Annotated in this window: 25 protein-coding genes; 13 read left to right on the forward strand and 12 right to left on the reverse strand. The window is 70.3% G+C overall.

Annotation, left to right across the window (positions count from 1 at the left end; all coding sequences use genetic code 11):
- The first annotated feature begins 12 nt into the window (after positions 1-12).
- The 5 genes from H5411_RS15490 (at position 13) to H5411_RS15510 (ending at position 4,507) form a co-directional block, all read left to right on the forward strand.
- Positions 13-687, forward strand: a complete 675-nt coding sequence (locus H5411_RS15490) for a TetR/AcrR family transcriptional regulator (RefSeq protein WP_101433764.1) — start codon at positions 13-15, stop codon at positions 685-687.
- Positions 688-881: 194 nt separating this feature from the next.
- The gene (locus H5411_RS15495; RefSeq protein WP_101433763.1) at positions 882-2,255 is read left to right on the forward strand and encodes an MFS transporter; all 1,374 of its coding nucleotides are present in this window, start codon (positions 882-884) and stop codon (positions 2,253-2,255) included.
- 251 nt (positions 2,256-2,506) lie between these two features.
- A complete protein-coding gene (locus tag H5411_RS15500; RefSeq protein WP_101433762.1) occupies positions 2,507-3,505 on the forward strand; it encodes a phosphotransferase family protein in 999 nt (332 codons plus the stop codon).
- Positions 3,506-3,602: 97 nt separating this feature from the next.
- Positions 3,603-4,076: an ATP-binding protein gene (locus H5411_RS15505; RefSeq protein ID WP_101433761.1), complete on the forward strand. Its 474-nt coding sequence runs from the start codon at positions 3,603-3,605 to the stop codon at positions 4,074-4,076.
- A 47-nt stretch (positions 4,077-4,123) separates the two neighbouring features.
- On the forward strand, positions 4,124-4,507 hold the full coding sequence (locus H5411_RS15510) for an anti-sigma factor antagonist (protein ID WP_158242417.1): 384 nt from the start codon (positions 4,124-4,126) through the stop codon (positions 4,505-4,507).
- On the opposite strand, the gene H5411_RS15515 is transcribed toward H5411_RS15510, so the two are convergent.
- A complete protein-coding gene (locus tag H5411_RS15515) occupies positions 4,504-4,911 on the reverse strand; it encodes an STAS domain-containing protein (protein ID WP_158242416.1) in 408 nt (135 codons plus the stop codon). The genes H5411_RS15510 and H5411_RS15515 overlap by 4 nt on opposite strands.
- A 262-nt stretch (positions 4,912-5,173) precedes the next feature.
- Complete coding sequence (locus H5411_RS15520; protein ID WP_208637211.1) at positions 5,174-6,100, reverse strand: PLP-dependent cysteine synthase family protein; 927 nt, start codon at positions 6,098-6,100, stop codon at positions 5,174-5,176.
- Between the two features lie 52 nt (positions 6,101-6,152).
- Between H5411_RS15520 and H5411_RS15525 the strand changes: the two genes are divergently transcribed.
- Positions 6,153-6,827, forward strand: a complete 675-nt coding sequence (locus tag H5411_RS15525) for a winged helix-turn-helix transcriptional regulator (protein ID WP_101433758.1) — start codon at positions 6,153-6,155, stop codon at positions 6,825-6,827.
- A complete protein-coding gene (locus H5411_RS15530; protein ID WP_101433757.1) occupies positions 6,820-7,329 on the forward strand; it encodes a hypothetical protein in 510 nt (169 codons plus the stop codon). The genes H5411_RS15525 and H5411_RS15530 overlap by 8 nt, the downstream gene beginning before the upstream one ends.
- 277 nt (positions 7,330-7,606) lie before the next feature.
- Here H5411_RS15530 and H5411_RS15535 read toward each other — a convergent pair whose 3' ends face one another.
- The 4 genes from H5411_RS15535 to H5411_RS15550 form a co-directional block, all read right to left on the reverse strand.
- Positions 7,607-8,017, reverse strand: a complete 411-nt coding sequence (locus H5411_RS15535; RefSeq protein WP_183124208.1) for a VOC family protein — start codon at positions 8,015-8,017, stop codon at positions 7,607-7,609.
- Between the two features lie 46 nt (positions 8,018-8,063).
- A complete protein-coding gene (locus H5411_RS15540) occupies positions 8,064-8,819 on the reverse strand; it encodes a helix-turn-helix domain-containing protein (RefSeq protein WP_312878303.1) in 756 nt (251 codons plus the stop codon).
- A 113-nt stretch (positions 8,820-8,932) separates the two neighbouring features.
- Positions 8,933-9,373, reverse strand: coding sequence for a hypothetical protein (locus H5411_RS15545; RefSeq protein ID WP_183124209.1), 441 nt, complete (start codon positions 9,371-9,373; stop codon positions 8,933-8,935).
- Positions 9,374-9,573: 200 nt separating this feature from the next.
- On the reverse strand, positions 9,574-10,263 hold the full coding sequence (locus H5411_RS15550; RefSeq protein ID WP_183124210.1) for a TetR/AcrR family transcriptional regulator: 690 nt from the start codon (positions 10,261-10,263) through the stop codon (positions 9,574-9,576).
- Between the two features lie 119 nt (positions 10,264-10,382).
- Here H5411_RS15550 and H5411_RS15555 point away from each other — a divergent pair, with 119 nt between their 5' ends.
- Genes H5411_RS15555 through H5411_RS15565 form a run of 3 tightly spaced genes read left to right on the forward strand, consistent with a single transcriptional unit; the run spans position 10,383 to position 14,381 of the window.
- Positions 10,383-11,858 carry an APC family permease gene (locus tag H5411_RS15555; RefSeq protein ID WP_183124211.1) on the forward strand — a complete coding sequence of 492 codons (1,476 nt, stop codon included), beginning with the start codon at positions 10,383-10,385 and terminating at the stop codon, positions 11,856-11,858.
- 25 nt (positions 11,859-11,883) lie between these two features.
- The gene (locus H5411_RS15560) at positions 11,884-13,470 is read left to right on the forward strand and encodes an amidohydrolase (protein WP_183124212.1); all 1,587 of its coding nucleotides are present in this window, start codon (positions 11,884-11,886) and stop codon (positions 13,468-13,470) included.
- A gap of 11 nt (positions 13,471-13,481) precedes the next feature.
- Positions 13,482-14,381 carry a carbon-nitrogen hydrolase family protein gene (locus H5411_RS15565; protein WP_183124213.1) on the forward strand — a complete coding sequence of 300 codons (900 nt, stop codon included), beginning with the start codon at positions 13,482-13,484 and terminating at the stop codon, positions 14,379-14,381.
- Here the strand turns inward: H5411_RS15565 and H5411_RS15570 are convergent.
- Entirely contained in the window at positions 14,378-15,328 is a 951-nt protein-coding gene (locus H5411_RS15570; protein ID WP_183124214.1) for an AraC family transcriptional regulator, read from the reverse strand. The genes H5411_RS15565 and H5411_RS15570 overlap by 4 nt on opposite strands.
- 146 nt (positions 15,329-15,474) lie before the next feature.
- On the opposite strand from H5411_RS15570, the gene H5411_RS15575 reads away from it, so the two are divergent.
- The 3 genes from H5411_RS15575 (at position 15,475) to H5411_RS15585 (ending at position 19,035) form a co-directional block, all read left to right on the forward strand.
- Positions 15,475-16,452 (forward strand): phosphotriesterase family protein, encoded by a 978-nt coding sequence (locus H5411_RS15575; RefSeq protein WP_183124215.1) that lies wholly within the window; start codon positions 15,475-15,477, stop codon positions 16,450-16,452.
- Complete coding sequence (locus H5411_RS15580) at positions 16,452-17,975, forward strand: class I adenylate-forming enzyme family protein (protein ID WP_183124216.1); 1,524 nt, start codon at positions 16,452-16,454, stop codon at positions 17,973-17,975. Before H5411_RS15575 ends, H5411_RS15580 begins: the two co-directional genes overlap by 1 nt.
- A gap of 322 nt (positions 17,976-18,297) precedes the next feature.
- Entirely contained in the window at positions 18,298-19,035 is a 738-nt protein-coding gene (locus H5411_RS15585) for a FadR/GntR family transcriptional regulator (protein ID WP_183124217.1), read from the forward strand.
- A gap of 3 nt (positions 19,036-19,038) precedes the next feature.
- Here the strand turns inward: H5411_RS15585 and H5411_RS15590 are convergent, their stop codons facing one another.
- The 5 genes from H5411_RS15590 to H5411_RS15610 are packed head-to-tail and all read right to left on the reverse strand — an operon-like array spanning position 19,039 to position 25,469.
- Complete coding sequence (locus H5411_RS15590) at positions 19,039-19,914, reverse strand: SMP-30/gluconolactonase/LRE family protein (RefSeq protein ID WP_183124218.1); 876 nt, start codon at positions 19,912-19,914, stop codon at positions 19,039-19,041.
- The gene (locus tag H5411_RS15595; protein WP_183124219.1) at positions 19,911-20,531 is read right to left on the reverse strand and encodes a bifunctional 4-hydroxy-2-oxoglutarate aldolase/2-dehydro-3-deoxy-phosphogluconate aldolase; all 621 of its coding nucleotides are present in this window, start codon (positions 20,529-20,531) and stop codon (positions 19,911-19,913) included. Before H5411_RS15595 ends, H5411_RS15590 begins: the two co-directional genes overlap by 4 nt.
- Positions 20,528-21,337, reverse strand: coding sequence for an SDR family NAD(P)-dependent oxidoreductase (locus H5411_RS15600; protein ID WP_183124220.1), 810 nt, complete (start codon positions 21,335-21,337; stop codon positions 20,528-20,530). The genes H5411_RS15595 and H5411_RS15600 overlap by 4 nt, the downstream gene beginning before the upstream one ends.
- A gap of 26 nt (positions 21,338-21,363) precedes the next feature.
- Entirely contained in the window at positions 21,364-23,124 is a 1,761-nt protein-coding gene (locus H5411_RS15605; RefSeq protein ID WP_183124221.1) for an IlvD/Edd family dehydratase, read from the reverse strand.
- Positions 23,121-25,469 (reverse strand): glycoside hydrolase family 31 protein, encoded by a 2,349-nt coding sequence (locus H5411_RS15610; protein ID WP_183124222.1) that lies wholly within the window; start codon positions 25,467-25,469, stop codon positions 23,121-23,123. The genes H5411_RS15605 and H5411_RS15610 overlap by 4 nt, the downstream gene beginning before the upstream one ends.
- Positions 25,470-25,483 lie beyond the last annotated feature (14 nt).

The raw sequence follows: 25,483 nt of genomic DNA on the forward strand, positions 1-25,483 counted from the left end.
TATAAGTTGCTGATGGACCTCGACGGTTGGGAAGGTTCGCCACCTCCGTCGCTGGCGAACCCGGCTTTGCTGCGCGAACCCCCGGCGACCGAACGCGGAGTGCGCACGCGCGCGAGCTTGATCGCGGCGGCGCGGGCGGTGTTCGAGCGCGTCGGCTATCTCGACGCGCGGCTCGCGGACATCACCGCCGAGGCGAAGTGCTCGACCGGCACGTTCTACCTGTATTTCAAGAACAAGGAGGAGATCTTCGCGGCGGTGCTGGCGGTCGCGGAGGAGGAGATGCGGCACCCGGGCATGGGACGGGTGGCCGACACCGGCGATCCGTACGCCGTGCTGGCGGCCAGCAACCGGGCCTACCTGGAAACCTATCGCCGCAACGCCAAGCTGATGGCGCTGCTCGACCAGGTCGCCAACATCGACCCGGCCTTCCAGCGGCTGCGCCGCCGGCGAGCGCAGGCGTTCATCGACCGCAACGCGCGGGGGATCGCCGACCTGCAGAAGCGCGGCCTCGCGGATCCGGACCTCGACCCGGAGCTGACCTCCCGCGCGCTGTCCATGATGGTCAGCCGCGTCGCCTTCAGCACGCTCGCGCTGGACGAGGGCGGGCCGCCCGATTTCGACCATCTCGTCGACACTCTCACCCGCATCTGGGCCAACGCGCTGCGCTTTCCGGACCATCGCGGGTAACGCTTCGAAGTCCGGCACGGGCCTGCGCCGCCGGTCCATTGACACTCGTGTCAGCGTGTCGCACACTTGCACCCGCTCGCCGACCTGAACCTGACGTCAGGTTCGAATGCCGCAGCCGGCAGCGGCGCTCATCGAGGAGGCTCGGCAGCGTTCGTCCACCGCGAAAACCCCTTCAGTGCACAAAGGAGTGGCTGATGACCGCATCACCGGTGGGGCCGGACGGGGCGCGCAACGGGCCCGTTCCGCACGGCCGAATGCCGCGGAAACTGCTTGCTGCCGGCCTCGTCGGCAGTTCGATCGAGTGGTACGACTTCTTCCTGTACGGCACGGCCGCGGCGCTGGTGTTCGGGAAGGTGTTCTTCCCGTACAGCTCGCCCCTGATCGGCACGCTGCTGTCGTTCAGCACGTTCTGGGCCGGCTTCGTCGCCCGCCCGATCGGCGGCGCGCTCGCCGGTCACTTCGGCGACCGCTACGGCCGCAAACCGGTCGTCGTCACGTCGCTGTTCGGCATGGGGCTCGGGACCTTCCTGATCGGCTGTCTGCCCGGCGCCTCGTCGATCGGGGTGTTCGCGCCGATCCTGCTCGTCGTGCTGCGGTTCGTCCAAGGTGTGGCGTGCGGCGGCCAGTGGGGCGGCATCGTCTTGCTGCTGACCGAATCGGCCGGCCCGAAGCGGCGCGGATTCGCCGGCACGTTCGGGCAGATGGGCGTCCCGTTCGGTGTCATCCTCGGCAACGTCGCGTTCCTGCTGGCGACCGCGTCGACCTCGCCCGCGGCCTTCCTGAGCTGGGGCTGGCGGGTCCCGTTCTTCTTCAGCGCGGTGCTGTTCCCGGTGGTGCTCTACATCCAGGCGAAGGTCGAGGAAAGCCCGGAGTTCCGCCAGCTGCGGCACGCCGCCGACCGGAAGGCAGGCAAGACCGTGCGGGCTCCGCTGGGCGAGGCGATCCGCCGCCATTGGGGCAAAATCCTGCTCGGCTGCGGTCTGCTCGCCGCGACGAACGTGCTGTTCTACATCAGCATCGCCGGGGTGCTCAGCTACGCGACGGTGAAACTCCACATGCAGCAAAGCTCGCTGCTGACGGCGTCGCTGTTCAGTTCCCTGATCACGGTCGGCGCGACCCTGGCCGGCGGCGCGCTGTCCGACCGCTTCGGCCGCCGCCCGATGGTCATGGCCGGCGCGGCCGGCGTGATGCTGTGGGCGTTCCCGTACTTCATGCTGGTCAACACCGGGACCATCGCGGGTTTCCTGGTCGCGGTGACCGTGGGCGGCATCTTCCAGTCGGCGATCTACGGCCCGCTGGCCGCGTTCCTCGGCGAAATGTTCGCGCCGAACATCCGCTTCTCGGGCGCCTCGCTGGCCTACCAGCTGGCGGCGATCATCTGGAGCGGCGGGACGCCGTTCATCATGACGGCTTTCATCGCGTCGACCGGCACGACCACGTTGGTCGCGGTGTTCGTCGCGGCGACCGGGCTGGTGACGTTCCTGTGCGCCTGGGCATTGCGGGAAACCAACCCGGCGTCCGTCCGGAACGATCCGGCGATGGTGCCGGGGGTGCAGTTGCCCGCTTGACCGGTGGCTGCGCTCCGACGTTCGCCGGTGACGCCGAATTCCCCGGTGTCACCGGCTTCGCCGCCGTGAGGTCCGGTGGGAACGCCCAGTTCGACCGCGCCAGCCACCCGCACTACAGCTGCGTCTGACACTCGCCGATTTTCGCGCCGTGGCCCCAATCCCGCTGCGGCCACCGGCCCTGCTGGCCACGGACCGGAGGATGCGGAAGTAATCCAGCGGCGCGCGTGGCGTCGCTTCAGTAGGTTCTGCGGATGCGGCAATTCGCGGAAATCGAAGACCTGGCGGGGATTGTGCGTGACGCACTGGGAGCGGGATGCCGCGTAGTCACGGTGGACCGGTTGCGCGGAGGGAGCAAGAAGGGGGTGTACCGGGTCCGCCTTGGCGGAACGAGCACAGCCAGCGTGATCGTCTACAGCTGGGCCGAAGCGGAGAACTTCTGGCCAGGCGCGCGAGAAGCCGACCCGGCTGACCCGTTCGCGCCCGCCTCCGGGTTGGCCCCGTTCTTGGCCGCGCAGCGCAGCTTGGACAGACTCGGGGCACGGGTTCCGCGGGTACACCTCGCGGATGACAGCCGGTCCCGCTATCCGGCGGACGTCGCCGTGGTCGAGGACGTCTCCGGCGGCACGCTTGAAGCACTCTTCGAAACCGATCCCGCGCGCGCCGCGAAAGCCCTGGGCGACCTTGCCGAGACGCTTGAGGTGATGCACGGACACCAAGGCCAGCACTACGGCCGGGTAGATCTGCTGGAACGGAACGGACCCGTGTCTGAGGTCTCGTGCGAGCGACGGGTTCTCGACCGCGCCCTGCGGGACCTTGAGGAGGCAGCCCGGCGCGACGGGCGCATCGCGGCCGCTGGTGCCGCATTGCGCGACCGTCTGCGGGAACTGGCCGAGCGGGTGAGCCCGCGCACGGAATACGGACTTGTCCACGGAGAACTCGGACCCGACCACGTCCTGGTCGATGCCGACGGGCAACCCGTCCTGATCGACATCGAGGGCTTGATGTACTTCGACGTCGAGTGGGAACACGTCTTCCTCCAGCTCCGCTTCGGCGAGCGGTACCCCGCGCTGGTCCGGCCTGGTCTCGATCCGCGGCGGCTCGACTTCTACATGCTCGCGATGCGTCTGTCGCTGGTGGCCGGTCCGCTGCGGCTCCTCGACGGAGACTTCCCTGACCGGGCGTTCATGCAGGGGATCGCGGAGCACAACACGAAAGAAGCGCTGGCGCTCCTTCCGCTGCGGCAGCCGTGACGAACACGTCAGTTTGCTGCGAGCCACTCTCGGGTATCTCCGCCGCATGCCCGGGTAACGGAGGCTCTCGTGCCTGACATGTGAGGTTGTTCCGCTGATGTCGCTTGATCCGCAGCCGCCGGTCCGTTTCGAGCAGCCCTGCGAAGTGATGTGCGATCTGGACGGCGCGTCCTTTCGCGAGGTCCGCAGACTGGTGCGCGATATGCTCGCGGGTCGCGATGATCTCACCGCCGACGACGCGGTGCTGGTGTCGGACGAGCTGGTCAGCAATGCGCACCGGCATGGCGCCTCGCCCCGGTATTGCCGGATCGCACTGCTCGAGAGCGGACAGCGGCTGCGGATCGAGGTGGACGACGCGTCGCCGTGGCCGCCGCGGAAGCGGACGCCGGATCACACCGGGGGACGCGGGCTGGTGCTGGTCGATCAGCTCACCGATCGATGGGGCGTTCAGCAGCATCGAAAGTCCAAGACCGTCTGGGCCGAGTTCGTCCTGAACCGGCCCGCCGGCAGCGGCAAGGCTCCGCACTTGACTCTCTCGCCTGGCGACCCGCACCCGCCTTTGCCGGGCTGAGGCCGCCGGACCGGCGAGTCCGGGCGTTGGCCGCTACCGTACGGAGAGTGAGCCCTTCCGAACCCGCGCCGCACCCCGCGGAACTGCGGATCGCCCAGCGTGTCGCGGGAAGCATCCCGGTCGTCGTCGCGGTCGGCGAGATCGACGCGGACACCGCGCCCCTGCTCGCAGATGCGGTGAAATCCACGCTGGACCGGGCAGCCGGGCAGCCGTGCGTCCTCGATCTGACCGGCGTCGATTTCCTCAACTCCGCCGGGCTGACCGCGTTGGTCGACGCCACCCGGCACGGCCGCGCCCGACGGGAACCGCTGCGGATCGTGGTCGACGCCAACCGCCCGGTGATCCGGCCCATCCAGGTCACCGGCCTCGACGACGTCCTGGCGCTGTATCACACCGTCGAGGAAGCGCTCAACGCCCGCAGCGAGCGCTAGCTCAGCTGGCTGATCGCGTCGGGCACCGTCGCGAACACGGCGAACGACTGCTCGGCCCGGGTCAGGCTCAACACCCGCGCGGCAGGGCAGTTCGAGGCGACCACAGCGAAGTGGCGTCGTGCGGCGCGTGCGTGTCCGGAGGCCCGGATCAGCGCGGAGACACCGGCCACCGAGAAGAAACCGACCTGGTCCAGGTCCACGATCATGTTCTGCGGCGCGGCGGCGGCCAGGTGGTGTTCGAGCACCGGCAGGGTGGACAGGTCAACGTCACCCGCCACGGTCAGCACCACCAGATTACCGGTGTGATCGACCCGCCGGACGACGCGCAGCAGCGCCGGTGCGCGGTGGCGGGCCTTCCCGTGCGCGGCGAGCTCGCTGGTGCCGTGTCGGTGGCGAGAAACCATCACTGCGCTCCTGGGCACATGGCCGGAATGGCCGCTCGGCGCACAACCGGTTACGTGACCCGTGCGGAGACCTCCGGCAGTGGAGGTTGAGCCGTGCAGGTTTGGTCGCAACCGGCACATGCGGACAGTACACCTGCGAACACTGACAGTAGAAGCCGTAATGCCGATGGCACCGTTTCACCACCGGATCGAGTTCCCGTCGCGCGAGTTGCTCGACCGGCAGAAATTCGAAGCGTTCGCGCACGGGTGGACACAGGGTCGTTTATCCGCGCCGGTACACAGCGGTGCTGAGATACTTCAGCCCGGAATCCACCAGCAAGGTCGCGATCCTCGCGCTCGGGCCAAGGCGCTGGCCGACCTGGATGGCGGCGAGCACGTTCGCGCCGGACGAGGTCCCTGCGAACAGACCCTCCTGGCGGGCCAGTCGCCTGGCCATGTCCTCGGCGTCGGCGGTGGCGATCGAGACGATCTCGTCCGGCAGGTCCGGGTCCCACATCGGCGGGACGTAACCGATCCCGATGCCCTCGATGCGGTGCGCGCCCGGCTGCCCGCCGGAGAGCACGGCGGACTCGGCTGGTTCGACCGCGACCACTCGCAGCGCGGGATTGCGGCGCTTGAGCGGGGCCGCGGCGCCGCGCAGTGAGGCCGTTGTCCCGATCGACTGGACGAACACGTCGACCCGTCCCGCGGTCTGTGTCCAGATCTCCTCGCCCAGCGGGTGGTAGCCGGCGATGCTGTCGGTGTTGGTGAGCTGGTCGGTCCAGTAGGTGTGCGGCTGCCGGCTGAACTGCTCAGCCTCGTCGATCATGGCGAGAATGAGGGCCTTGGTGATCATTCCCCGGTCGCTCGGGAGGACGGTGAGTTCGGCTCCGAGCGCCGCCATCTGGACCAGTTTGTCCTCGCTGAACGCGTCCGAGGTGACAATCCGCAGGCGATATCCCTTCGCCGTGCAGACAAGCGCCAGGGAGGCGCCGGTGCTGCCGCCCGTGTACTCGACGACCGTGTCGCCGGGCCGCAGCCGCCCGTCGTCCTCTGCTCTGGCGATCATCGCCCGCGCCATCCGGTCCTTCATGCTGCCGGTCGGATTCTGTCCTTCGACCTTGACGAAGATCTCCGCGCATCCCTCGGGCACGACCTTGTTCAGCCGCACCAACGGGGTGTTTCCAATTGCTGTCGTCACGTCGCTCATGGATGTGATCATCAGCTGGACACGACCGGAGCGGTAGTTCAACATTTGAACCATGACGGGGTATGGGCAGTTCTGCGCGGTGGCGCGGGCCCTGGACGTGCTGGGCGAGCGCTGGGCGTTGCTGATCGTGCGGGAGTTGCTGCTCGGCGCGTCCACCTTCACCGAGATCCGCCGGGGCCTGCCCCGCATTCCGCGGGCGACGTTGTCCGCACGGTTGCGGGCCCTGCGCGCCGCGGGTGTCGTGGACGACTCCTACGGGTTGACCGACGCCGGCGTCGCGCTGGCCCCGGTGGTGCGGGAACTGGCCCGATGGGCGGTGGCCACCGAGAGCGCGGCGTTGACCGAGGACGACTTGGACACCGCCGCCCTGACTTGGGACATCCAGCGTCGGATCAACGTCGAAGCCCTCCCGGAACAGACCGTCGTGGTCGCCATCGACTTCACCGACCGGGACGAGAAGTACTGGCTGCACCTGTCGCGGACCGGGGTGAACCTGTGCGGGCAGGACACCGGGGCAGCCGTCGACATCTGGCTGGCGGCCCCGGCCATGGCGGTGACCAGATGGTGGCTGGGCGAGCGGTCCTGGGCCGAGCTGCTGCGTCATCCGGACGTGCACATCGATGGCGACCTGCCCTTGCAACGCCAGATGCACCGCTGGTTCACGCGTTACGTGTTCACCCCGGAAGCCCTGGAGACCTCCCGGAGTACAGGTACCGCTCATGGCTGACCCGCCGCACCGTGATCCCTCCCGGATCGCCCATGCGGAGCTCGACGTTTTCGCCGACTACGGCAGCTTTTTCGTCCAGGACGACACGGCGCGGCCCGATCCCGACCGCGCGTTCCTCAAAGGACTGATGAACGACCTCGTCGCCGCCGACGACGGCGTGCTCGGCGTCGGCACCGCACGCCGCATGACGCTGCCCGTCGTCCTCGACGTCCGCGCCGAAGCACCCGGCGACGACCTCGGGGGATGGGACCACGTGACCGAAAGCGGGCTCCGCGTCGCCAGCGGCCGGATCCTGGTCTCCAAATTCGACTACCGGCCAGCGGTTCCCCGCACCGCCGTCCCGTCCGGCGACTACACCGCCCGCGTCTACGCGAAAGGCTTCGACACCATCAGCGAAGACCGCGTGCAGGGCGAGGATCTCTACCGCGTGGTCCTTTGGCCTGGCCCCGTGCGCGAACCCTGGGTTCTCAAACGCTATGCGCACCTTCCGATGCCCGGCTGAGCGGTGCCGTGGACGCGCGCTACCGCCGGGTGCTCCCCGTTCGCGTACTGGAAATTCGGCCGCGAACCCTCACGAAAGCCTTGTCTGACTTGACCTTTCCGCGGGATCCGAGTTCGGGGCAGGTGGCGACGCCGCAGGAGTAGAGGGCAGTTGCTGGCCGGTCCGCAACCGTGAGGGGGAAGGTCGGGGCGACGACTCTTCGCTGTCCGGCAAGAGACGGCGGCGGTCTGCGCAGAGCGCGGGAGGCGGTTTCGAGGCGAATCGCTTGCGCTGTCCGTCATTCCGGTGTGCCGGGCATGGCCGAGGCGTCGAACGAGAGCAGTTCCCAGCTGTGGCCGTCCGGGTCGTCCACCGCGCGGTTGTAGAGCCAGCCCATGTCCTGCGGAGAGCGCGGCTCGGACCCGCCCGCTTTCAGGGCGGCGTCGGCCAGCCGGTCGACCTCCTCCTTTGATTCGGCGGGCAACGCGAGGATCGACTCGATCGCGCCGGAGGCGACGGGCCGCGAGGTGAACTGGCTGAACTGCTCGTGCGTCATGATCTGCACGGTCACCGCCTCGCCGAGGGCGACCTGTGCGGAAGTCTCGTCGGTGAACTGCGGGTTGAGCACTCCGCCCAGCGCCACGTAGAACGCCGTGCTCGCGTCCAGGTCGGTGACCGGCAGGTTGACGTAGATCTGGGTGAAAACCATTGGTGCTCCTCGGTTCTGGTAGCCGGGCCTTCCGGCTGTTTCGAACCTACGGACCCACCTCGGCGTCGGTCTTGTACAGAAGCGACACGATCTCGCCGGCGGCGGGCTGCCGCAGCTGCGTCGCCGTCCGGCCGACGAACCGGGTCAGCGACCGCGCCAGGTGCGGCTGGTCGTGATACCCGGCCAGATGCACGACCTCGGTCGCGGCCACGCCCTGCCGCAGCAGCATGGTGGCCTGCCGCACGCGCTCGATCTGCCGGATCATGCCCTGCGTCAGGCCGGTGGCCGCGGCGACCCGGCGCTGCACCGAGCGCGGTGTGACCGGCACCGGCCGCTCCCCGGCGACGACGTCGGTCACCAGCGGGTCGCGCACCAGCAACCCTGCCCGGACTAAGCGATCTACGAACGTCTCCGCGTTCTCGTAGGTGGGGATCTCCCACTCGCTGCCCTGCAGCACGAAGGAGCGCGGCGTCGTATAGGGGCTCGACACGCTGCCGTCCACAAGGCCGCGCACGGGCAGATTCCGCAGGAAGGCGCCGTGGCGGAAGATCACGCCGAAGGTGCTGCCCAGCCCGCCGTCCAACGGAACCACGGTGGGCCGGGTTTCGGGACCGCGAACCGAAACGGCGGTCGCCCCGGCCGACGCCCACACCAGCAGCTCCCAGTTCGAGTTCACGACCGACACCATGCGCTCCGGCGCGAAGCCGCCATTCGGTGCCACCCGATACACGCCCTCGATATAGGGCGAGTCCGAAACGCGGTACTCGAGCCCCGGAATCTTCTCAACCCGGTTGAGCGGCACGTCCGGAATCGTAGCGTGCAGGGACCGGGCCTTGTGTCGTTTGACGTAGCCGCTCGTGGGAGGAAATCTCGGGTTCTGGCGGACCGGCGGACGGAACCGAGCAGGCGAGTCGGTCAGCTGGCGTCGGAGCGGGCGTATGCCCGGCAGGCGGGGGCTTGAGCAGTACCGAGGACGACACCGTCTCCATCAGTCAGGCAGACGGTGACGAGTCCCGCGCCGCCCGGGACGTCCGCCGGCACGTCGATCGGCGGGAGCGCCTTGATGGCATCGCCGCATTGCGAGCTGGTCCCGTGTTCACCCAGTTGCTTCGAGGCGTCGGCGTTGTAGGTGAATCCGATGGTCCTGCGGCAGCCGCTGCTGGCGAGCGACCGCATGGTGCCGGTCAGGCGCACTGACCGGTCGTACCACGTGATGGTTCCCCGCGTGTAGCTTGCCCCGAACGTCACGTCGAAGTTGTTGGCGGGATAGGCCGCGGCACCGGATTGAGGTGCGGCGATCACCAGCCCGGCGAGCGTGGCGACGGCGCACAGCATGGCCTTCTTCTTCGCCGACATGCGAATTCCTCCCCCAGCGTTTCGCCCGCCAGGTCGCGGACGCACCGGGCATCGTGGCAGCTCGGATGAGGGCCAGAGCGACATTCCGGCAGGATTCACCTGACCAGCGCAGTGAACAGGCCAAAGCGGTCAACAACCCAGGAGCAAGCGGCTCGCTCGGGTCGGAGTCGTGCTTCGTGGAGCTGACAGCGCCCGATTTGCTAGGCGGTCCCGGTGCTGCGGGCCAGCCGCGTTTCGAGTCCGAAAAGGACGGTGTCGACGAACGCCAGGTAAGTGTCGCGTTCGGACACTGGTGGGAGGTCGGGGGCGAGTTCGGCGATCTGCGGGAACTCGGCGGGGGACAGGCTGCGGTACTCCTGCTGCCAGGCGGCGCGGTCGCCGGCCTGGGTTTCGGGGGAGAGGCTGGCGAACGCGCTGTCCAGTGCGGCGTAGGAGAGGCAGGCGTCGGCGAACAGGCGGTAGCAGAGCGCGGCTTCCCGTTTGGGGAATCCGCCGCCGCGCAGGGCGGCGAGGAGGCGTTCGACGATCCGGAACTCGTGTTCGGTGCGGGCCGTCCGCGCGGCGGCGTACTGGCCGATCTGCGGGTGCCGGAGGAAGACGTCGTACAGCGCGGCGGCGATCGCCCGCAGTTCGTCCTGCCAATTCTCCCGCGGTTCGCCGAGTTCGTCGAGCTGCTCGCGCAGCAGCGCGTCGACCAGGCCGCGCATCAGTTCGTCCTTGTCCCGGAAATGCCGGTAGACCGCGGTCGGATGCGCGCCCAGTTCGGCGCCGATCGCCTGGAAGGTCAGCGCTTCGTCGCGCTCGCTGACGGCGAACGCGGCGGCCACGACCTTGTCGGGCGTGATGCTCCCGCGGGGACGGCGGGCGGGGGTGCTGGCGGTTTTCGTCATCGCGGCCAGCTTAACCGATGCCGTAGTCAATGGCATTGACTACGCGATTGACGATATGGCAGCCTCCCGTCACCACAGTCACTCCGGCATCCGCCGAACCCTCCTCGAACGGACTCCCCATGACGGATCTGACGGAACATCGAGAAGTCCAGCTGCGCCGCGACGCGATCGGGCTCGGCGGCGCCCTCGCCGGCACGCTGGCGAACATGGCCCCGGTCGAGGGCATCTTCATCGTCGTCGTCCTGGTGGCCGCGGCGATGGGCACGTTCACCCCGTGGGCGTTCCTGCTGGGCGCGCTCGGCATCCTGCTCACCGGGTGGAACGTCGCCCAGCTCGCGCGGCGGGTCCCGACCGCCGGGTCGTACGTCGCGTTCGCCTATCACGGCGCGGGATCGATCGCGCGCGGCCTGTCCCGCCCGGCGGCCGCGTTCACGTTCTACCTCAGCATCATGTCCGGGCCGGTCACGATCGCCGCGGTGGTCGTGTTCCTCGGCTCGTGGGTGCAGACGGCGCTGGGCCTGCCGAACTTCTGGTGGCCGGTTTTCGCCCTGCTCGCGGTCGCGTTGACGCTGCCGGTCGTGCTGCGCGGGGCCGCCGCGTCGGTGCGCACCTCGCTGCTGCTGTTCCTGCTCGAGGCGGTCGGGCTCGCGCTGGTGTCGGCGGTGATCCTGGTCCGGTCGCACGCCTCGCTGGGCGCGCCGCTGCACGCGCGGGGCGGGCAGCCGGGCGGGTGGGCCGGTCTGATCGGCATCACCTTCGCGACGTCGGTGTCCGGTTTCATCGGCTGGGAGAACGCGGCGGCGATGGCCGACGAGATCAAGCGGCCGCGCCGGGTCGTGCCGATCGCGATCCTGTCGTCGATCGTGGTCGTCGCGCTGCTCTACGTCCTGGCCACGTGGGCGGCGGTGTCCGGCTACGCCGACTGGCTCGGTCCGCTGAAGGGCATGGCGCGGCTGGGCGATCTGACCAACGCCGCGCCGTACGTCGAGCTGGCCGATCACTACGCGCCCTGGCTGACCTGGCTCGTGTACCTGATCGGATTCCTCAGCCCGGCCGCCTGCTACCTGGCCGCGATCACCTCGTGCTCCCGGTGGACGTTCGCGTCCGCCCGCGCCGGTCTGCTGCCCCGTCCGCTGGCGAAGGTGAGCCCGCGCTCGCAGGTCCCGGCAGCGGCGGTGTGGCTGTGGACGGCCGCGGTGACCGCACTGATCGTCGTGCCGTACTTCCTGGCCGACGGCAACGCGGTCACGGTGTCGGCCTACGAAGCCGGGATCGGCACGGTGCCGCTGCTGCTGGTCTATCTCCTGACCTCGCTCTACACGCCGTTCTACGTCCGCAAGCACGACCGCGGCGAGTTCTCGGTCGTCAAGCACGTGCTGCCCGCGGTGCTCGCGGTGGCGCTGGTCGGCTACGGCGTCTACGAGTTCGTGCTGCCCACCCAGCCGCCGCCGGCGAACCGGTTCTGGATCTACATCGGACTGATCTTCGTCGCGGCGATCGCGTTCGCCGCCGTGGCGGTGCGCCGCGGCGGGCGGCGCCTGGACGTGCTCGCGGCGACCGCGCCCGACGAGGACCCGGCCCCGGCCGCGGCCTGAAACCCAGAACTGGAAAGGAATCTCGATGTCCGCAGCGGACCTGCTGCTTGTGAACACCCGCATCCGGGAAGGCGCGACGCTCAGCGCGCCGACGGGAATCCTCGTGCGGGACGGGGAAATCCGGGAGATCGGCGACCCGCGCGTCCTGCGCACCGCGGCGCGCGCCGGCACGGACGCACTCGATCTGCACGGAGCCGTGACCACCGCGGGGCTGGTCGACGGCCACCTGCATCCGGCGCTGGGGGTCGAGGACACCGACGGCGTGGACCTGACCGGGTGCCGCACCCTCGAGGACGTGCGGGCGGCGCTCGCCCGGGAGACGGGGGAGTGGATCGTCGGCTGGGGCCTGGACCCGAACTGTTTCGGCGACCGGCCGGTGACCAACGCTCCGCTCGCCGATGTGTTCGGCGACCGGCCGGCAGTGCTTCGGCTGTTCGACGCGCATTCGGCGCTGTTGAGCGAGGAGGCGTTGCGGCGCGCGGGGATTGACGGGCCGCGCGAGTTCGCCGACCGGTCGGCCTTCGCCTGCGACGAGAGCGGGCGGCCGACCGGGCTGGTCCTGGAGTTCTCGGCACTGGAGGTCGCCTACGCGCCGGTGCCGCGGCAGCCGTTCGCGCGGCGGCGGGAACGGCTGCGCGAACTGCTCGAAGCGATGGCCGCGACCGGGCTCACCGGCGGCCACGTCATGGACTGCAACGGCGACGCGCTGGAGCTGTACCGCTCGCTGGACGAGGCGGGGGAACTGCCGCTGCGGCTGCGGATCGCGCCGTGGTGCCGCCCTGGCGACGACTCCGCCCGGCGCGCGGAACTCGTGGCCCGCCAAGGAGCCGGCGGCCGGCTGTGGGAGGTCGCCGGGGTCAAGATGTTCCTGGACGGCACGATCGACAACAGCACCGCCTGGCTCGCCGAGCCGGACTGCTGCGGGCATTCGCGGGACAGCGCGTGGCGGGACCCGGCCGCGTACTCCGACGCGGTCCGCTATTTCGCCGCGCGCGGCATCCAGACCGCGACGCACGCGATCGGCGACGCCGCCGTCGCGCACGCACTGTCCACAATGGCCGCTTTGCCGCCGGGATCCCGGCAGCGGCACCGGATCGAGCACATCGAGACCATCCCGGACGAGCTGATTCCGCTGTTCGCCCGGCACGACGTCGTCGCGTCGATGCAACCGGCGCACGCGACCGAGTTCACCCGCGCCGACCGCAGCGACAACTGGTCCCGCCGGATCGGCGAGGAACGGGCCGGGCGCGGCTGGCGCTGCCGGGACCTGCTGGACGCCGGGGCCACGCTCGTGCTCGGCTCGGACTGGCCGGTCGCGCCGTTCGACCCGCGCCCGATCCTGGCCGCGGCACAACTGCGGCGCGCACCCGGTCGCCCGGATGCGGAGCCCGTCGGGCCCGCGCAGGCGCTGACCGCGCAGCAGGCGTTGCACGGCTACACCGCCGCCCCGGCCGCTGCGATCGGCGACCGTCGCGGCGGCGCGGTGGCCGTCGGCATGCGGGCGGATCTGACCGTGTGGGCCGACGATCCCGTCGGCTGCGGCCCGGATGCGCTGGCGGAGTTGCCGATCCGGCTGACCATGACCGACGGCCTGCTGTCTTTCGCGGAGTGAGGAGACAATCGATGAGCAGGCATCTCCGGATCGCGCTGGTCCAGGCGGCGGCCGAACCGTTCGAACGGTTCGCGGCCGGGCTGCGGGCACGGATGGCCTCGCCGCACGCGGCGCAACTGGTGGTCTACCCCGAATTGCACCTCTGCCCGATCGAGGGTTCGGTCGAGGAGTGGTACGCCGCGCACGCCGAGCCGCTCGACGGCCCGCGCGGTACGGCGCTCGGGAAGCTGGCGCGGGAACTGGGCATCTGGCTGATCCCCGGCACCGTGCTCGAACGCGACCGGGACGGGAAGGTCTACAACACCGCGGTCGTCTACGACCCGGACGGCGAACTGGCGGCCGCGTACCGGAAGATCTTCACCTGGCGGCCGTACGAACCGATGTGCGTCGGCCGGGAGTTCGTGGTGTTCGACCTGCCCGGCTACGGCCGCGTCGGCCTGTCGATCTGCTACGACGCCTGGTTCCCGGAAGTCACGCGGCATCTGGCGTGGCTGGGGGCGGAGCTGGTCGTGAACGTCGTGCAGACGGCGACCGCCGGACGGGCCCAGGAACGCCCGCTGAACCAGGCGAACGCGATCGTGAACCAAATCTGGGTCGCCACCGTCAACGGCGCCGCGCCGACCGCGCTGGGCGACACGTTCCTGGTCGATCCGGAAGGCCACATCCAGGCCGAAGCCCCGGCCGCGCACGAGGCGACGCTGGTGTCCATAGTGGACTTCGACCGGGTGGCCGCCGCCCGCAAATACGGAACGAGCGGCGATTCCTGGCCGTGGGCGCAACCCGACCCGGCGGACGGGCCGCTCGACCTTCCGCTGTACGGCGGCCGGCTCGACCCGGCGACCTGGCGTCCGGCGATCTCCCCGGAGACGCCCGAAAACCTGCGCCCGCAAGGAGATCCAGCGTCCCGCTAGCCCGACGAAGCAGCGTCCCTGCGGGTTTCGCGCGGACAGCAGCCGAAGTGCTCGCGGTAGGCGTGGCTGAAGGCGCTCGGGGAGGCGAAGCCGACGGACGCGGCGACGGCTGCGATGGTCTGGCCGGCGAGCGCCGGGTCGGACAGCCGGGTGCGGGCCAGTTCAAGGCGCTCGCGGCGGATGAGTTCCGTCGGGGTGGTTCCTGCCCGCGCCAGGACGGTCTGGACGTAGCGGGTCGACCAGCCGACCGCGGTCGCGATCGCGGAGACGGACAGTTCCGGATCGGTCGCGTGCTCGCGGATGTGCCGACGGACCGCGTTGAGCACGGTGCCGCCCGCGGAAGGCTCGGCCGTCGCGCCGTCTCGGGCGAGGCAGAATAGGTCGACGACCCGATCGCAGCCGGCGTCGAAGTCGGATCCGGACAGGTGCGCCCGCTCGCGTAGCAGGCTCACCACGAGGTCCCGGCTCGCTCGTGCGAGGCCTTTGCTTCCGAACACGCGATGCCCGCGGATCGCTCGGGAGCCCAGCCGGCCTTCGACGCGCTCGGCCGGCACCAGCAGGGTGAGCGCGGCGGCATCGGCGCCGTGCCCGCACTGGAACGGGACGTCGAACGGCACCAACGCCATTTCGCCCGGTTCGAGCCGCCGCACGGCGCCGTCCGGTCCGACGTTGAGGCTGCCGCGCAAGGGGACGAGCAGTTCGTAGTGGCCGCGCGGATCGCGGCGGACGTCGCGGGCACGACGGGTGACGAGTTCGGTGTCGCCGGTCCAGCCGATGAGCTGATAGGTCGGAGTGTGCTGGCGGACGAGCCGGGCGCGGTAGACGTCGGTGTCGAACGCGAAGTCGAAGCGCCCGTGCGCCGCCCGGCACCAGTCCCGCCACGCGTCCTGTGCCGCGGCCCCGACGGTCGTGCCGTCGCCCACGGCAAGGCTGTCCAGCTGGTACACCGTCGTCACCTCCTGGCGGTTCCGCCGAGCATAATTGCCCTCGTGCGCGTTCGCGACAGAACTGTGCGCGCCGGCGAATGACACATCCGCCTCCCGGCGGTTTGACTCCTGGCCACCAGCCACCGACGACGAGGCGGAGGCAGCTCATGGTCGCGACCGTTCGCGGGCCGGTCAGCACGGACCAGCTCGGACCGACGTTGATGCACGAACACGTTTTCGTGCTCACCCCGGACATCATGGCCAATTACGGGCACGACTGGTGGAACGAGGACGAACGCGTCGACGACGCGGTGGCGAAGCTGCGGGCGCTGAAGGCCGCGGGCGTCGACACGATCGTCGACCCGACCGTGGTGGGGCTCGGTCGCTACATCCCGCGCATCCAGCGGGTCAACGCCGAGGTCGACATCAACATCGTCGTGGCGACCGGGTTGTACACGTTCGACGAGATCCCGCATTATTTCCACTATCGCGGTCCGGGCGCGATGTTCGACGGACCCGAGCCGATGACCGAACTGTTCACCCGGGACATCACCGAGGGCATCGCGGACACCGGCGTGCGCGCGGCGTTCCTCAAGGGCGTGGTCGAGGAACGCGGCCTGACCCCGGACCAGCAACGCGTGCAGGCCGCGATCTGCGAAACGCACCTGGCCACCGGCGTGCCGATCACCGTGCACACCAACTCCGCGCACCAGACGGGGCGGCTCGCCCTCGAGTTCTACCGCGAGCGCGGCGTGGACTTGACGAAGGTCATCATCGGACACGCCGGTGACAGCAACGATCTCGACTACCTCAAGTGGATCATGGACACGGGCGCGACGATCGGCTGCGACCGGTTCGGCCTCGACCTGTTCAACCCCACCGCCGACCGGGTCGCGACGATCGCCGCGCTGTGCGAGCAGGGCTACGCCGACCGCATCGTCCTCTCTCACGACGCGGCCTGCTACATGGACTTCTTCTCCGGCGAGGAGTCCCAGCGGCTCCTGCAGCAGACGGTGCCGAACTGGAACTACCTGCACATCAGCGAAGACGTCCTGCCCGCGTTGCGCGAGCACGGCGTCAGCGACGAGCAGATCACCGTGATGATGGTGGACAATCCGCGGCGCTACTTCACCCCGGGGGCGTGATGACCGAGACCAAGCACGGGCCGTTCGACCTGACCGGGATCACTCGCGGACCCGACGGCGTGGCACGGTACGACCACCTGCCGGAGTCGCTGGTGGCCGCGGTGCGGGCGTCCGTCCAGGCGCATCCCGACGTCGAGGCCGTCGTCGAAGTCGACGGGCCTCGCCTGACCTACGCACAGCTGTGGGAACGCGCGTCCGAGGTGGCGGGCGGCCTGCGGGAGCGGGGGATCGCTCCCGGAGACCGCACCGCCATCCTGCTCCCGGCGGGTGCCGACTGGGTGTGCGCGTTCCTGGGCAGCGTGCTCGCCGGGGCGATCGTGGTGCCGGTGAACACGCGATTCGCCGAACCTGAGGTCGACTACGTGCTGACCGACTGCGGTGCCACGTATGTGTTCAAGGAGGGCGAACGGCTGTCTTCCGGCCCGGCGACCGTGCACGACGAGGCTGTGCGGACAGACCCGGCCGCGATCTTCTACACCAGCGGCACGACCGGTTTTCCCAAGGGAGCCATCACCACTCACGAGAACTTTCTGTCCAATGTGGAGACCGCGATCCGGGTACTCGAACTGGACCGCGCCGACGGGCCCTCGCTGCGCAACCTGATCTCGGTCACGCTGTTCCACGTGACGGGATGCAATACCCAGCTGCTGGTCCAGCTCTCGCTCGGCGGCACGACGGTGATCCTGCCCGCCTTCGAGACCCGCGGGTTCCTCGCCGCGATCGCGGAAGAGCGGATCAACATCCTCGTCACGGTACCGGCGATCTACAGCCTGGCGATCGCGCACCCGGACTTCGCGGCGCTCGACACCGGCCGGGTGCTGCGGGTGGCCTACGGCGGCGCGCCGATCGCGCCGGCGTTGGTCGCCCGCATCAAAGAGGCGTTTCCGTCGGCCAAGGTGGGCAACGGGTTCGGGCTGACCGAGGTGGCCTCGATCGCGACCTACCTGCCGCACGAGTGGTCGACCGAGCACGCCGACTCGGTCGGCTTCGCCGTGCCGGTGGTGGATCTGGCCGTCGCCGACGCCGATCCGCGCACCGGGGTCGGCGAACTCCTGGTCCGGGGACCGAACCGCGTTCCCGGCTACTGGAACAAACCCGAGGCCACGGCGTCGGCGATCGTCGACGGCTGGCTGCACACCGGCGACCTCGCCCGCATCGACGACGAAGGCCTGGTGCACATCGTGGACCGCGCCAAGGACATGATCAACCGCGGCGGCGAGAACGTGTACTGCGTCGAGGTCGAGAACGCGCTGGCTGGCGCGCCGCACGTCGCGGAGGCGGCCGTCGTCGGAGTGCCGGACGACGTGCTGGGCGAGAAGGTCGGCGCGGTCGTGGTGCCGTCGTCGCCCTCGTTCGACGTCGCCGCGATGCTGGACTACCTCGACCAACGCCTCGCCGACTTCAAGGTCCCGCAGTACGTCGCCGTGCACGACACGCCCTTGCCGCGCAATCCCGGCGGCAAGGTGCTCAAGAAAGCGCTGCGCGACCAGACGGTGTGGGGTGCGCCGGTGCGAGGACGGTAGTTGCCGCCCGCGGCCAACGGAGTAATTCGAAATTTCCTTGGCGGGGACTGCGTATTCCGCGTTCGCGCCATGGAACCGGCCAGGCGTTCTCGGAAGTTGTGCCTCGTCCGGCGCCCCGCGACAGGATCACCACCCGCTCCGACGCCATTCTCGATCGAAACGGAGTGCGCCCGGCAGCGCCGAAATCTGTCAAGCCGCCGAATCCCTGCCGGAGGTCGTCGAAGCACTGACCGTCGGTGTCGGTCAGCTCATCGCCCGCAGGACCGGCAGGTGGTAAAGTGGTAATACCACTGAGGAAGTTGACACGATTGCGGAGCGGCCGATGAGCGTGACCGGTGATCCTTGGACGCCGTTGCAGCAGGGCACGGTTTCGGATCTGATCGCGGAGCGGATCCTGGACGCGATCACCTCGGAGCAGCTCAAGCCGGGGGACCGGTTGCCCGCGGAGCGCGATCTGGCGGCGCGGCTGGGGACGAGCCGTCCTTCGCTGCGGGAGGCGTTGCGGTCGCTGCGGGAGCGTGGCCTGGTCGACATCCGGCACGGGAGCGGGGTGTTCGTCGCGGAACCGCACGACACCCGGGCGCTGCGCGACGCGGTGGCGTCGGAGGAGTTGACCCTGACGGAGTTGTTCGACATGCGCGAGGTACTGGAGGTCCCGGCCACCGGGTGGGCCGCGCGCAACCAGGACGTCGCGCTGCTGGAGAAGGTCACCGAGGCGTTTCGGGCCCTGGATCGCTGTTCCCGCGCGGAGAAGGTCGACTGGGACGAGCTGCGCGCGTTGGATTCGGCGTTTCATCTCCGGATCGTCGAGGCGGCGGGCAATCGGTTCCTGACCCGGACCCAGACGGTGCTGCAGGACATCCTGGGCCGCGGCATGCAGACCACGCTCCATCTGCCCGGCCGGCTCGAGCGTTCGCGGCGGGACCACGAGCGGATCCACGAGGCCGTGCTCGGTGCGGATCCCGTCGCGGCGAGGCGAGCGGCCAAGGCGCACATCGACGGCGCGCGCCGGGCCGCTCTCCTGCATCTGCACGACGGATTGCCCGCGGGCGACCGGTGAGATTCAGCGAAGCCGAACGGCTGACGCCGGGAGTCCCGGCACGCCTGGCTCCAGCCGGAGCAGCCGTCCGGCCAGCGGCTGGTCGCGTCGTTCGGGCATCGGCACCGGGTCGAGGGCGCTCGTGACGAAGAGTTCGTCGAGCGCCGTGCCGCCGAACGCGAGGCTGGTCGGATGGGTGACTGGCAGCGGCACGACGCGGTCGAGCCGACCGTCGGGCCGGTATCGGCGGAGTTCGCCGCCGCCGATCATCGCGACCCAGACGCCTCCCTCGGCATCGGTGGTCAGCCCGTCGGGGCGCCCGGCGGAGTCCGAGACGTCGGCCAGAACGCTGCGGTCGGACAGCACGCCGTCGTCGGGGTCGTAGGCGAAGCAGTCGATGCGCAGTGTCGGGCTGTCGACGTAGTAGAGCATCCGGCCGTCGGGACTCCAGCCGATGCCGTTGGACACCGTGGCTCCGGGGATCACCTCCTTGAGGACGTGATCTGTCCCGAGCCGGTACAGGGCCGCGGTGCCGGGAGCCTTGTCGGCGTGCATAGTCCCGATCAGCAGGCGGCCGCGCGGATCGACGGCGCCGTCGTTGAACCGCATCCGAGGCCGGGCCGGCACCCCGGCGATTTCCCGCGGTGTCGCGGTTCCGGCGATTTCGAGCAATGTGTTGTCGCGGGCCGCGAGCAGGGTTCCGGCCGTGGTCGGGAATACCGCGGGCACTTCGCCGCCGAGCGGAATCCGGTGCGTGGTGCCGTCGCCGGGTGTGGTGCGCAGGACCGCGCCGCCGGTGATGTCCACCCACAGCAGCGAGCCGGTGGCGGCGTCCCAGACCGGGCCTTCGCCGAACGCGGCCCGTGCCGTGCCGACCGGGTCGGCCGCAGTCCGGGTCACGCGGGGGCTCCTGCCGCCTGCAGGAACTCCGCGGTCCGGTCGCGCAGTTCGCCGGGGTCGTGGCTGCCGTCGGCGGCCGCTCCGAGCAGGTGGGAGCCGACCGCGACGCAGGCGGCGCCTGCCGAGACGACCTCGGCCGCCAGCGACGGCGTCACCCCGCCGCTCGCCATGACCGTCAGATCCGGCATCGGGCCGCGCAGCTGGCGGATGTAGTCCGCGCCCACGGCGTTGACCGGGAAGATCTTCACCATGTCCGCGCCGGCCCGGCGCGCGGCCATGACCTCGGTCGGGGTCAGCGCCCCGGGCACCGACAGCAGTCCTTCCGCGCGGGTGCGGGTGACGACGTCGGCGTCGAAATGCGGCGACACGACGAAGCGAGCCCCGGCGGCCGCTGCCGCGGCGACCTCGTCGGTGGTGCTAACCGTGCCGGCGCCGACGATGGCGTCGTCGCCGAGTTCGCGGCACAGCAGCGAAATGGTCTCCATCGGCTGGGGCCCGGTCATGGTGACTTCGAAGGAGCGCACCCCGGCGGCATACAAGGCCGAGCTGAGCGTGCAGGTCTGTTCGGGGGTGAGACCGCGGTAGACCACCGTGAGCGGACTCAGGACGGGGTTCATGATTGCCTCTCGGCAGTGACGTCACGGTCGCCGAGCGGGTCGGGGCGACGGCTCAGGCGGCGGCCGCCCTCGACGGGAACGACGGTGCCGGTGACGAACGACGCGGCGTCCGAGGCGAGGAACGCTACGACGTCGGCGACCTCGTCCGGGGTGCCGGCGCGGCCGAGCAGCGTGGGAGGCGCACCGTCCTCGCCCCAGCTGCGGCCGTCCAGAGTGTCCAGAGTGGACGGTGTGTTGATCACACCGGGCGCCACCGCGTTGACGCGAATGCCCCACGGTGCCAGCTCGACGGCGAGCGCGCGGGTCGCGGCCCGCACTGCGCCTTTGGTAACCACGTACGGTCCGTACCCGGGAACCGGCAGATCTTCTTGCAGGCTGCCGAAATTCACGATCGCCCCGCCCTCGCGGCCCGCGGCGTGCACACCGCGCGCCATGGCGGTGCTGAGCACGGCGAGCGCGACGACGTTGACCTTGAGCACTCGGGTCCAGTCGGTCAGCGAGGCGTCGAGGAAGCCGCCTTTCGGAGGGTAGGCAGCCGCGCAGTTGACGAGTACGTCGAATCCCGGCGCCGTGCGCGCGCGGGCGGCGAGCCCTTCGAGTTGTGCGTCGTCGGACAGGTCGACGACCGCTCCTTCCAAACGCGCTGCTAGGGCGTCCTCGCATCCGTCCGCGAGGTTCTCCACGGCGGCGTCGCGGTCGACGCCGAGAACGGTCGCGCCGCGGCGGGCCAAATCGTGGGCCACGACCCGGCCGATGCCGGTTCCTGCGCCGGTCACGAGGATCCGGCGTCCGGTGAACTCGTCCATGCTGTCCTTTCTGCTGGCGTCGGCGATCACAGGTGGCGTCGGGGGATGGCGTGCCCGCGTCGGCCGAGGAGGAAGTCGAAGTCCGCGCCGGTGTCGGCCTGCCCGACGTGCTGGCGGTAAAGCCAGGTCCATCCGGGACCGCGGCCGGGCTTCGGCGGCTCGGCGGCCGCGGACTCGGCCAGTTCGGCAGCGCGCCTGGCCAGTTCGGCGTCCTCGACGAGCATGTCGAGGCGGCGATTGGCCACGTCGAGGCGGACACGGTCGCCGGTGCGCAGCAAGGCGAGCGGACCGCCGGCGGCGGATTCGGGGGCGACGTGCAGCACGATGGTGCCGTAGGACGTGCCGCTCATCCGGCCGTCGGTGATCCGGACCATGTCGCGCACGCCGGCGTCGAGGAGCTTCTTGGGGATCGACAGGTTGCCGATCTCGGGCATGCCGGGGTAGCCGCGCGGGCCGGCGCCGCGGACGACGAGCACGGTGTCGGCCTCGACCGGAAGGTCGGGGTCGTCGCAGACCGCGTAGTACTCCTCGACGGTGTCGAAAACCAGCGCGGGGCCAGTGTGGTCGGTCAGTTCGGGCGAGGCCGCTGACAGCTTGATGACCGCGCCGTCGGGTGCGAGGTTCCCGCGCAGCACGGCGGTGGCGCGGCCGGCCGGCTGGATCGGCTCCGTACGGGAGGCGATGACGTCCCGGTTCCAGTTCGGGGCGCCTAGGCAGTTTTCGGCCAGCGTGCGGCCGGTGACGGTCGCGGCGTCGCCGTGCAGCAGGTCTCCGAGTTCGGTGACCACTGCCGGAACGCCGCCCGCGTAGCTGAACTCCTCCATCAGGAACTGGCCCGAGGGCAGGAGGTTGACCAGCAACGGGATGTCGCGCGCCTGGCGGTCGAATTCCTCGAGCGGGAAGTCGACCTCGGCGCGCCCGGCCAGCGCGGACAGGTGCACGATCGCGTTGGTCGACCCGCCGATCGCGGCGTTCACCCGGGCCGCGTTCTCGAACGACCGGCGGTCGAGCACCCGAGACGGGCGCAGGTCTTCTTCGACCATCGTTACGATCCGTTGCCCGCTCTGCTCGGCGAGCGCGGACCGCTCGGCGTCCACGGCGGGCACGGCGGCGCTGCCGGGCAGCGACAGGCCCATGGTCTCGACGAGGCAGGCCATGGTCGACGCGGTGCCCATCGTGGTGCAGTGCCCGGCGCTGCGCGAGAGGCAGGCTTCGGCACGGCCGAACTCCTCTTTGCTCATCCGCCCGGCCCGCACCTCCTCGCTGAACTGCCACACGTGCGTTCCGGAACCGGCGTCGCAGCCCCGGAATTTGCCGTTGAGCATCGGGCCGCCGGTGAGCATGATCGCGGGCAGGTCGACGCTGAGCGCGCCCATCAGCTGGGCGGGCACGGTCTTGTCGCAGCCGGCGAGCAGCACCACGCCGTCGAGCGGGTAGGCCCGCAGGTTCTCTTCGACTTCCAACGCCATCAGGTTGCGGTAGAGCATCGCCGACGGGCGCATCAGCGTCTCGCCCAGCGACATGGTGGGGAACTCGAGCGGGAAGCCGCCGGCCAGGAGCACCCCGCGTTTCACCGCCTCGGCGAGGCTGCGCAGATGCCCGTTGCAGGGAGTCAGTTCGGACCAGCTGTTGCAGATGCCGATCACCGGCCGGCCGTCGAACATCGCGGGCGAGCGGCCGGAGTTGTAGAGCTTCGAACGGTGGACGAAGCCCATCTTGCCGTCGGCGCCGAACCAGGAGGTGCTGCGCCGCGCGCCGGGCGGGATCGCGGTGGGATCGGACGTCATGAACGGGTCTCCTCGTGGTCGTGCCGGACGAGCGTGACCGGCGCCGGGCCGGTCGCGCTCGCGGACTCGCCGTCCACGGTGACGGTGAACGGGCGCGAGCGGAAATCGGTGAATTCGGCGGTGGCGGGCGGCTGGCCGAACGCGTGCAGCTCCCACGGGCGGTCCAGGAGCTCGTCGGCGTTGCGCACCCGCTCGCCGAGGTTCAGCCGGGGGAGCAGGGCGCCGGACCGCGCCAGCACGGGAATGCGGTCCAGCGGCACGGTTTCCTCGTGCATGCCCGGTCCGTCGTAGCGGGTGCCGGTCAGCAGGTCGGTCCAGGTTCCTTCCGGGACGTAGAACCGCCGGCGCACCGGCGCGGGGCCGTCGTCGAACACCGGGACGACCAGCAGGTCGGAGCCGAGCAGGAACGCGTCGTCGCGGGCGGTGGCCAGCGGGTCGTCCGGGAATTCGAGCGCGAGCGGGCGCAGCACCGGCCACCCGTGCCGCGCGGACTCGTGGGCGGTCTGCCACAGATAGGGCAGCAGCGAGTAGCGCAACCGGATCCAGTCCCGTGCGATCTCGAGAGCTCGGTCGCCGAAGGCCCACGGTTCGCGGGGCCGCAGCCCGTGCGCGCGCATCAACGGCGACAGCGCGCCGAACTGGGTCCAGCGGACGTAGAGCTCAGGCGTCAGTTCCGGACCGAAGAAACCGCCGATGTCGTGTCCCCACAAGCCCGGCATGCTCATCGCGTGCGAGAGCCCGCCGCGCAGGGTGGCTCGCATGCCGGACACGGTGGACTCGGCGTCGCCGCCCCATTGAGCGGGGTAGCGGTGCGAGCCCGCCCAGCCCGAGCGGCCCCACACCAGCGGCGCCCGGCCGGTCCGCTCGGCGATCGCGTCGCTCACCGTGCCGTTGTAGCGCAAGGGATACAGGTTGTGGGCGTGCTCGGGCGGGGTGCCGTCGGCGAGCCGCACGTCGTCGGGAAGGCCTTCGCCGAAGTCGGTCTTGAACACCGCGACGCCGTCGTCGAGGAACGGGCCGTGCAAGTCCTGCCACCACTTCCGCGCGTCCGCGGAGGTGAAGTCGACGAGCGCCCGCGGCCGCCCGTCGGGGACCGGGGTGCCCGCGATCGTCGCGACCTCGCCGTCCGGTGAGGTGACCAGGTATCCGCGGTCGGCCGCCTCGGCATAGCGCGGCGAGGCCGGATCGAGATAGGGCAGCTCCCACACCGACAGCCGGATGCCCAGCTTTTCCAGCGTCGCGACGAATTCCGCGCGGTCGCCGAAACGGTCGGTGTTCCAGATGAAGTCGCAGTTGAGCCGGTCGACGACCAGCCAGTCGGGATCGAGGTGCAGGATGTCGCACGGCACGTCGTGTTCGCGCAGTGTCCGGGCGACTTGCTCCATCTCGCCCGCGGAGTGGTAGCGGCAGCGGCCGAGCCAGTAGCCGAACGCCCACGGCGGCGGGACGGATCCGCGGCCGGTGAGCCGGGTGTAGGCGGACAGGGCCGTTTTCGGGTCCGGGCCGGCGACGAGGTAGAGGTCGAGTTCCCCGCAGCCGGATTCGATGCCGAGCACGCCGTTGCGGGAGTGGCCCACGTCCGCGGTGACGGTCGCGCCGGTGTTGACCAACGCGAGGTATCCGGCCGTGGAGTACCAGACCGGCGCGGGCTTGTAGGCGAGCCCGGTGGCGGTGCCGAGCGCGTCCTCGACGCGCAACCGCAGCCGCTGCCCGTTTTTGACCAGCCGCCCGAACTGCTCGCCGAACCCGAGGATGTCTTCGTCCGGGCCGAGTTCCAGGTTGAGCGCGGTCGCGGGCCCGACGGTCAGCGCCGGGGAGATGGGCAATCCGGCCACTTGGCGCAGCCGCCCCGCGGTCGTCAGGAGGGTGGCGCCGGAGTCGGCGTCCTCGACGGTCAGCGAAAACGGCCGCTTCTCGAGAATGACGCGCAGTCGCCCGCCGGTCACGACGATTCGCTGCTCGTCCTGATCGACGGTCGTTCCGACCTCGGCGTAATGCGGTGCCACGACGATGCCGTGCTCGGTGCCCTCGGGCGCCGCCGGCGACACGTCGGCAGGGACGACCGTGACCCGCACGGCGTCCGGTCCGGCCCAGCGGACGCCGACCTCGACCTGGACGGTGCGCAACGGCGGCGTCGCCAGGTCCGGCAGGTTCGGCATGGTCGTCTCGATGCCCTGCTCCCGCGGAGTTTCCCCGGTGAGGTAACCGAATCCGTCGTCGGCGAGCCAGCACAGCACGGCCCGGACCCGCGCGGTGACGCCTCCGCCCCCGGCCGCCGGGCGGGCCGTCACCTCCTCGACCTCGCGCAACATGTACCGCTCCGCCACCTCTGGCACCTTGCTCATCCTCCCGCGCCGGA

The sequence above is a fragment of the Amycolatopsis echigonensis genome, assembly GCF_014174495.1.
Lineage (GTDB): Bacteria > Actinomycetota > Actinomycetes > Mycobacteriales > Pseudonocardiaceae > Amycolatopsis > Amycolatopsis echigonensis.

Coding starts and splice junctions, on each gene's coding strand:
- H5411_RS15490 (WP_101433764.1), top strand. CDS start 13: ATGGACCTCGACGGTTGGGAAGGTTCGCCACCTCCGTCGCTGGCGAAC.
- H5411_RS15495 (WP_101433763.1), top strand. CDS start 882: ATGACCGCATCACCGGTGGGGCCGGACGGGGCGCGCAACGGGCCCGTT.
- H5411_RS15500 (WP_101433762.1), top strand. CDS start 2,507: ATGCGGCAATTCGCGGAAATCGAAGACCTGGCGGGGATTGTGCGTGAC.
- H5411_RS15505 (WP_101433761.1), top strand. CDS start 3,603: ATGTCGCTTGATCCGCAGCCGCCGGTCCGTTTCGAGCAGCCCTGCGAA.
- H5411_RS15515 (WP_158242416.1), bottom strand. CDS start 4,911: ATGGTTTCTCGCCACCGACACGGCACCAGCGAGCTCGCCGCGCACGGG.
- H5411_RS15520 (WP_208637211.1), bottom strand. CDS start 6,100: ATGAGCGACGTGACGACAGCAATTGGAAACACCCCGTTGGTGCGGCTG.
- H5411_RS15525 (WP_101433758.1), top strand. CDS start 6,153: ATGACGGGGTATGGGCAGTTCTGCGCGGTGGCGCGGGCCCTGGACGTG.
- H5411_RS15530 (WP_101433757.1), top strand. CDS start 6,820: ATGGCTGACCCGCCGCACCGTGATCCCTCCCGGATCGCCCATGCGGAG.
- H5411_RS15535 (WP_183124208.1), bottom strand. CDS start 8,017: ATGGTTTTCACCCAGATCTACGTCAACCTGCCGGTCACCGACCTGGAC.
- H5411_RS15545 (WP_183124209.1), bottom strand. CDS start 9,373: ATGTCGGCGAAGAAGAAGGCCATGCTGTGCGCCGTCGCCACGCTCGCC.
- H5411_RS15550 (WP_183124210.1), bottom strand. CDS start 10,263: ATGACGAAAACCGCCAGCACCCCCGCCCGCCGTCCCCGCGGGAGCATC.
- H5411_RS15555 (WP_183124211.1), top strand. CDS start 10,383: ATGACGGATCTGACGGAACATCGAGAAGTCCAGCTGCGCCGCGACGCG.
- H5411_RS15560 (WP_183124212.1), top strand. CDS start 11,884: ATGTCCGCAGCGGACCTGCTGCTTGTGAACACCCGCATCCGGGAAGGC.
- H5411_RS15565 (WP_183124213.1), top strand. CDS start 13,482: ATGAGCAGGCATCTCCGGATCGCGCTGGTCCAGGCGGCGGCCGAACCG.
- H5411_RS15575 (WP_183124215.1), top strand. CDS start 15,475: ATGGTCGCGACCGTTCGCGGGCCGGTCAGCACGGACCAGCTCGGACCG.
- H5411_RS15580 (WP_183124216.1), top strand. CDS start 16,452: ATGACCGAGACCAAGCACGGGCCGTTCGACCTGACCGGGATCACTCGC.
- H5411_RS15585 (WP_183124217.1), top strand. CDS start 18,298: ATGAGCGTGACCGGTGATCCTTGGACGCCGTTGCAGCAGGGCACGGTT.
- H5411_RS15595 (WP_183124219.1), bottom strand. CDS start 20,531: ATGAACCCCGTCCTGAGTCCGCTCACGGTGGTCTACCGCGGTCTCACC.
- H5411_RS15600 (WP_183124220.1), bottom strand. CDS start 21,337: ATGGACGAGTTCACCGGACGCCGGATCCTCGTGACCGGCGCAGGAACC.
- H5411_RS15605 (WP_183124221.1), bottom strand. CDS start 23,124: ATGACGTCCGATCCCACCGCGATCCCGCCCGGCGCGCGGCGCAGCACC.
- H5411_RS15610 (WP_183124222.1), bottom strand. CDS start 25,469: ATGAGCAAGGTGCCAGAGGTGGCGGAGCGGTACATGTTGCGCGAGGTC.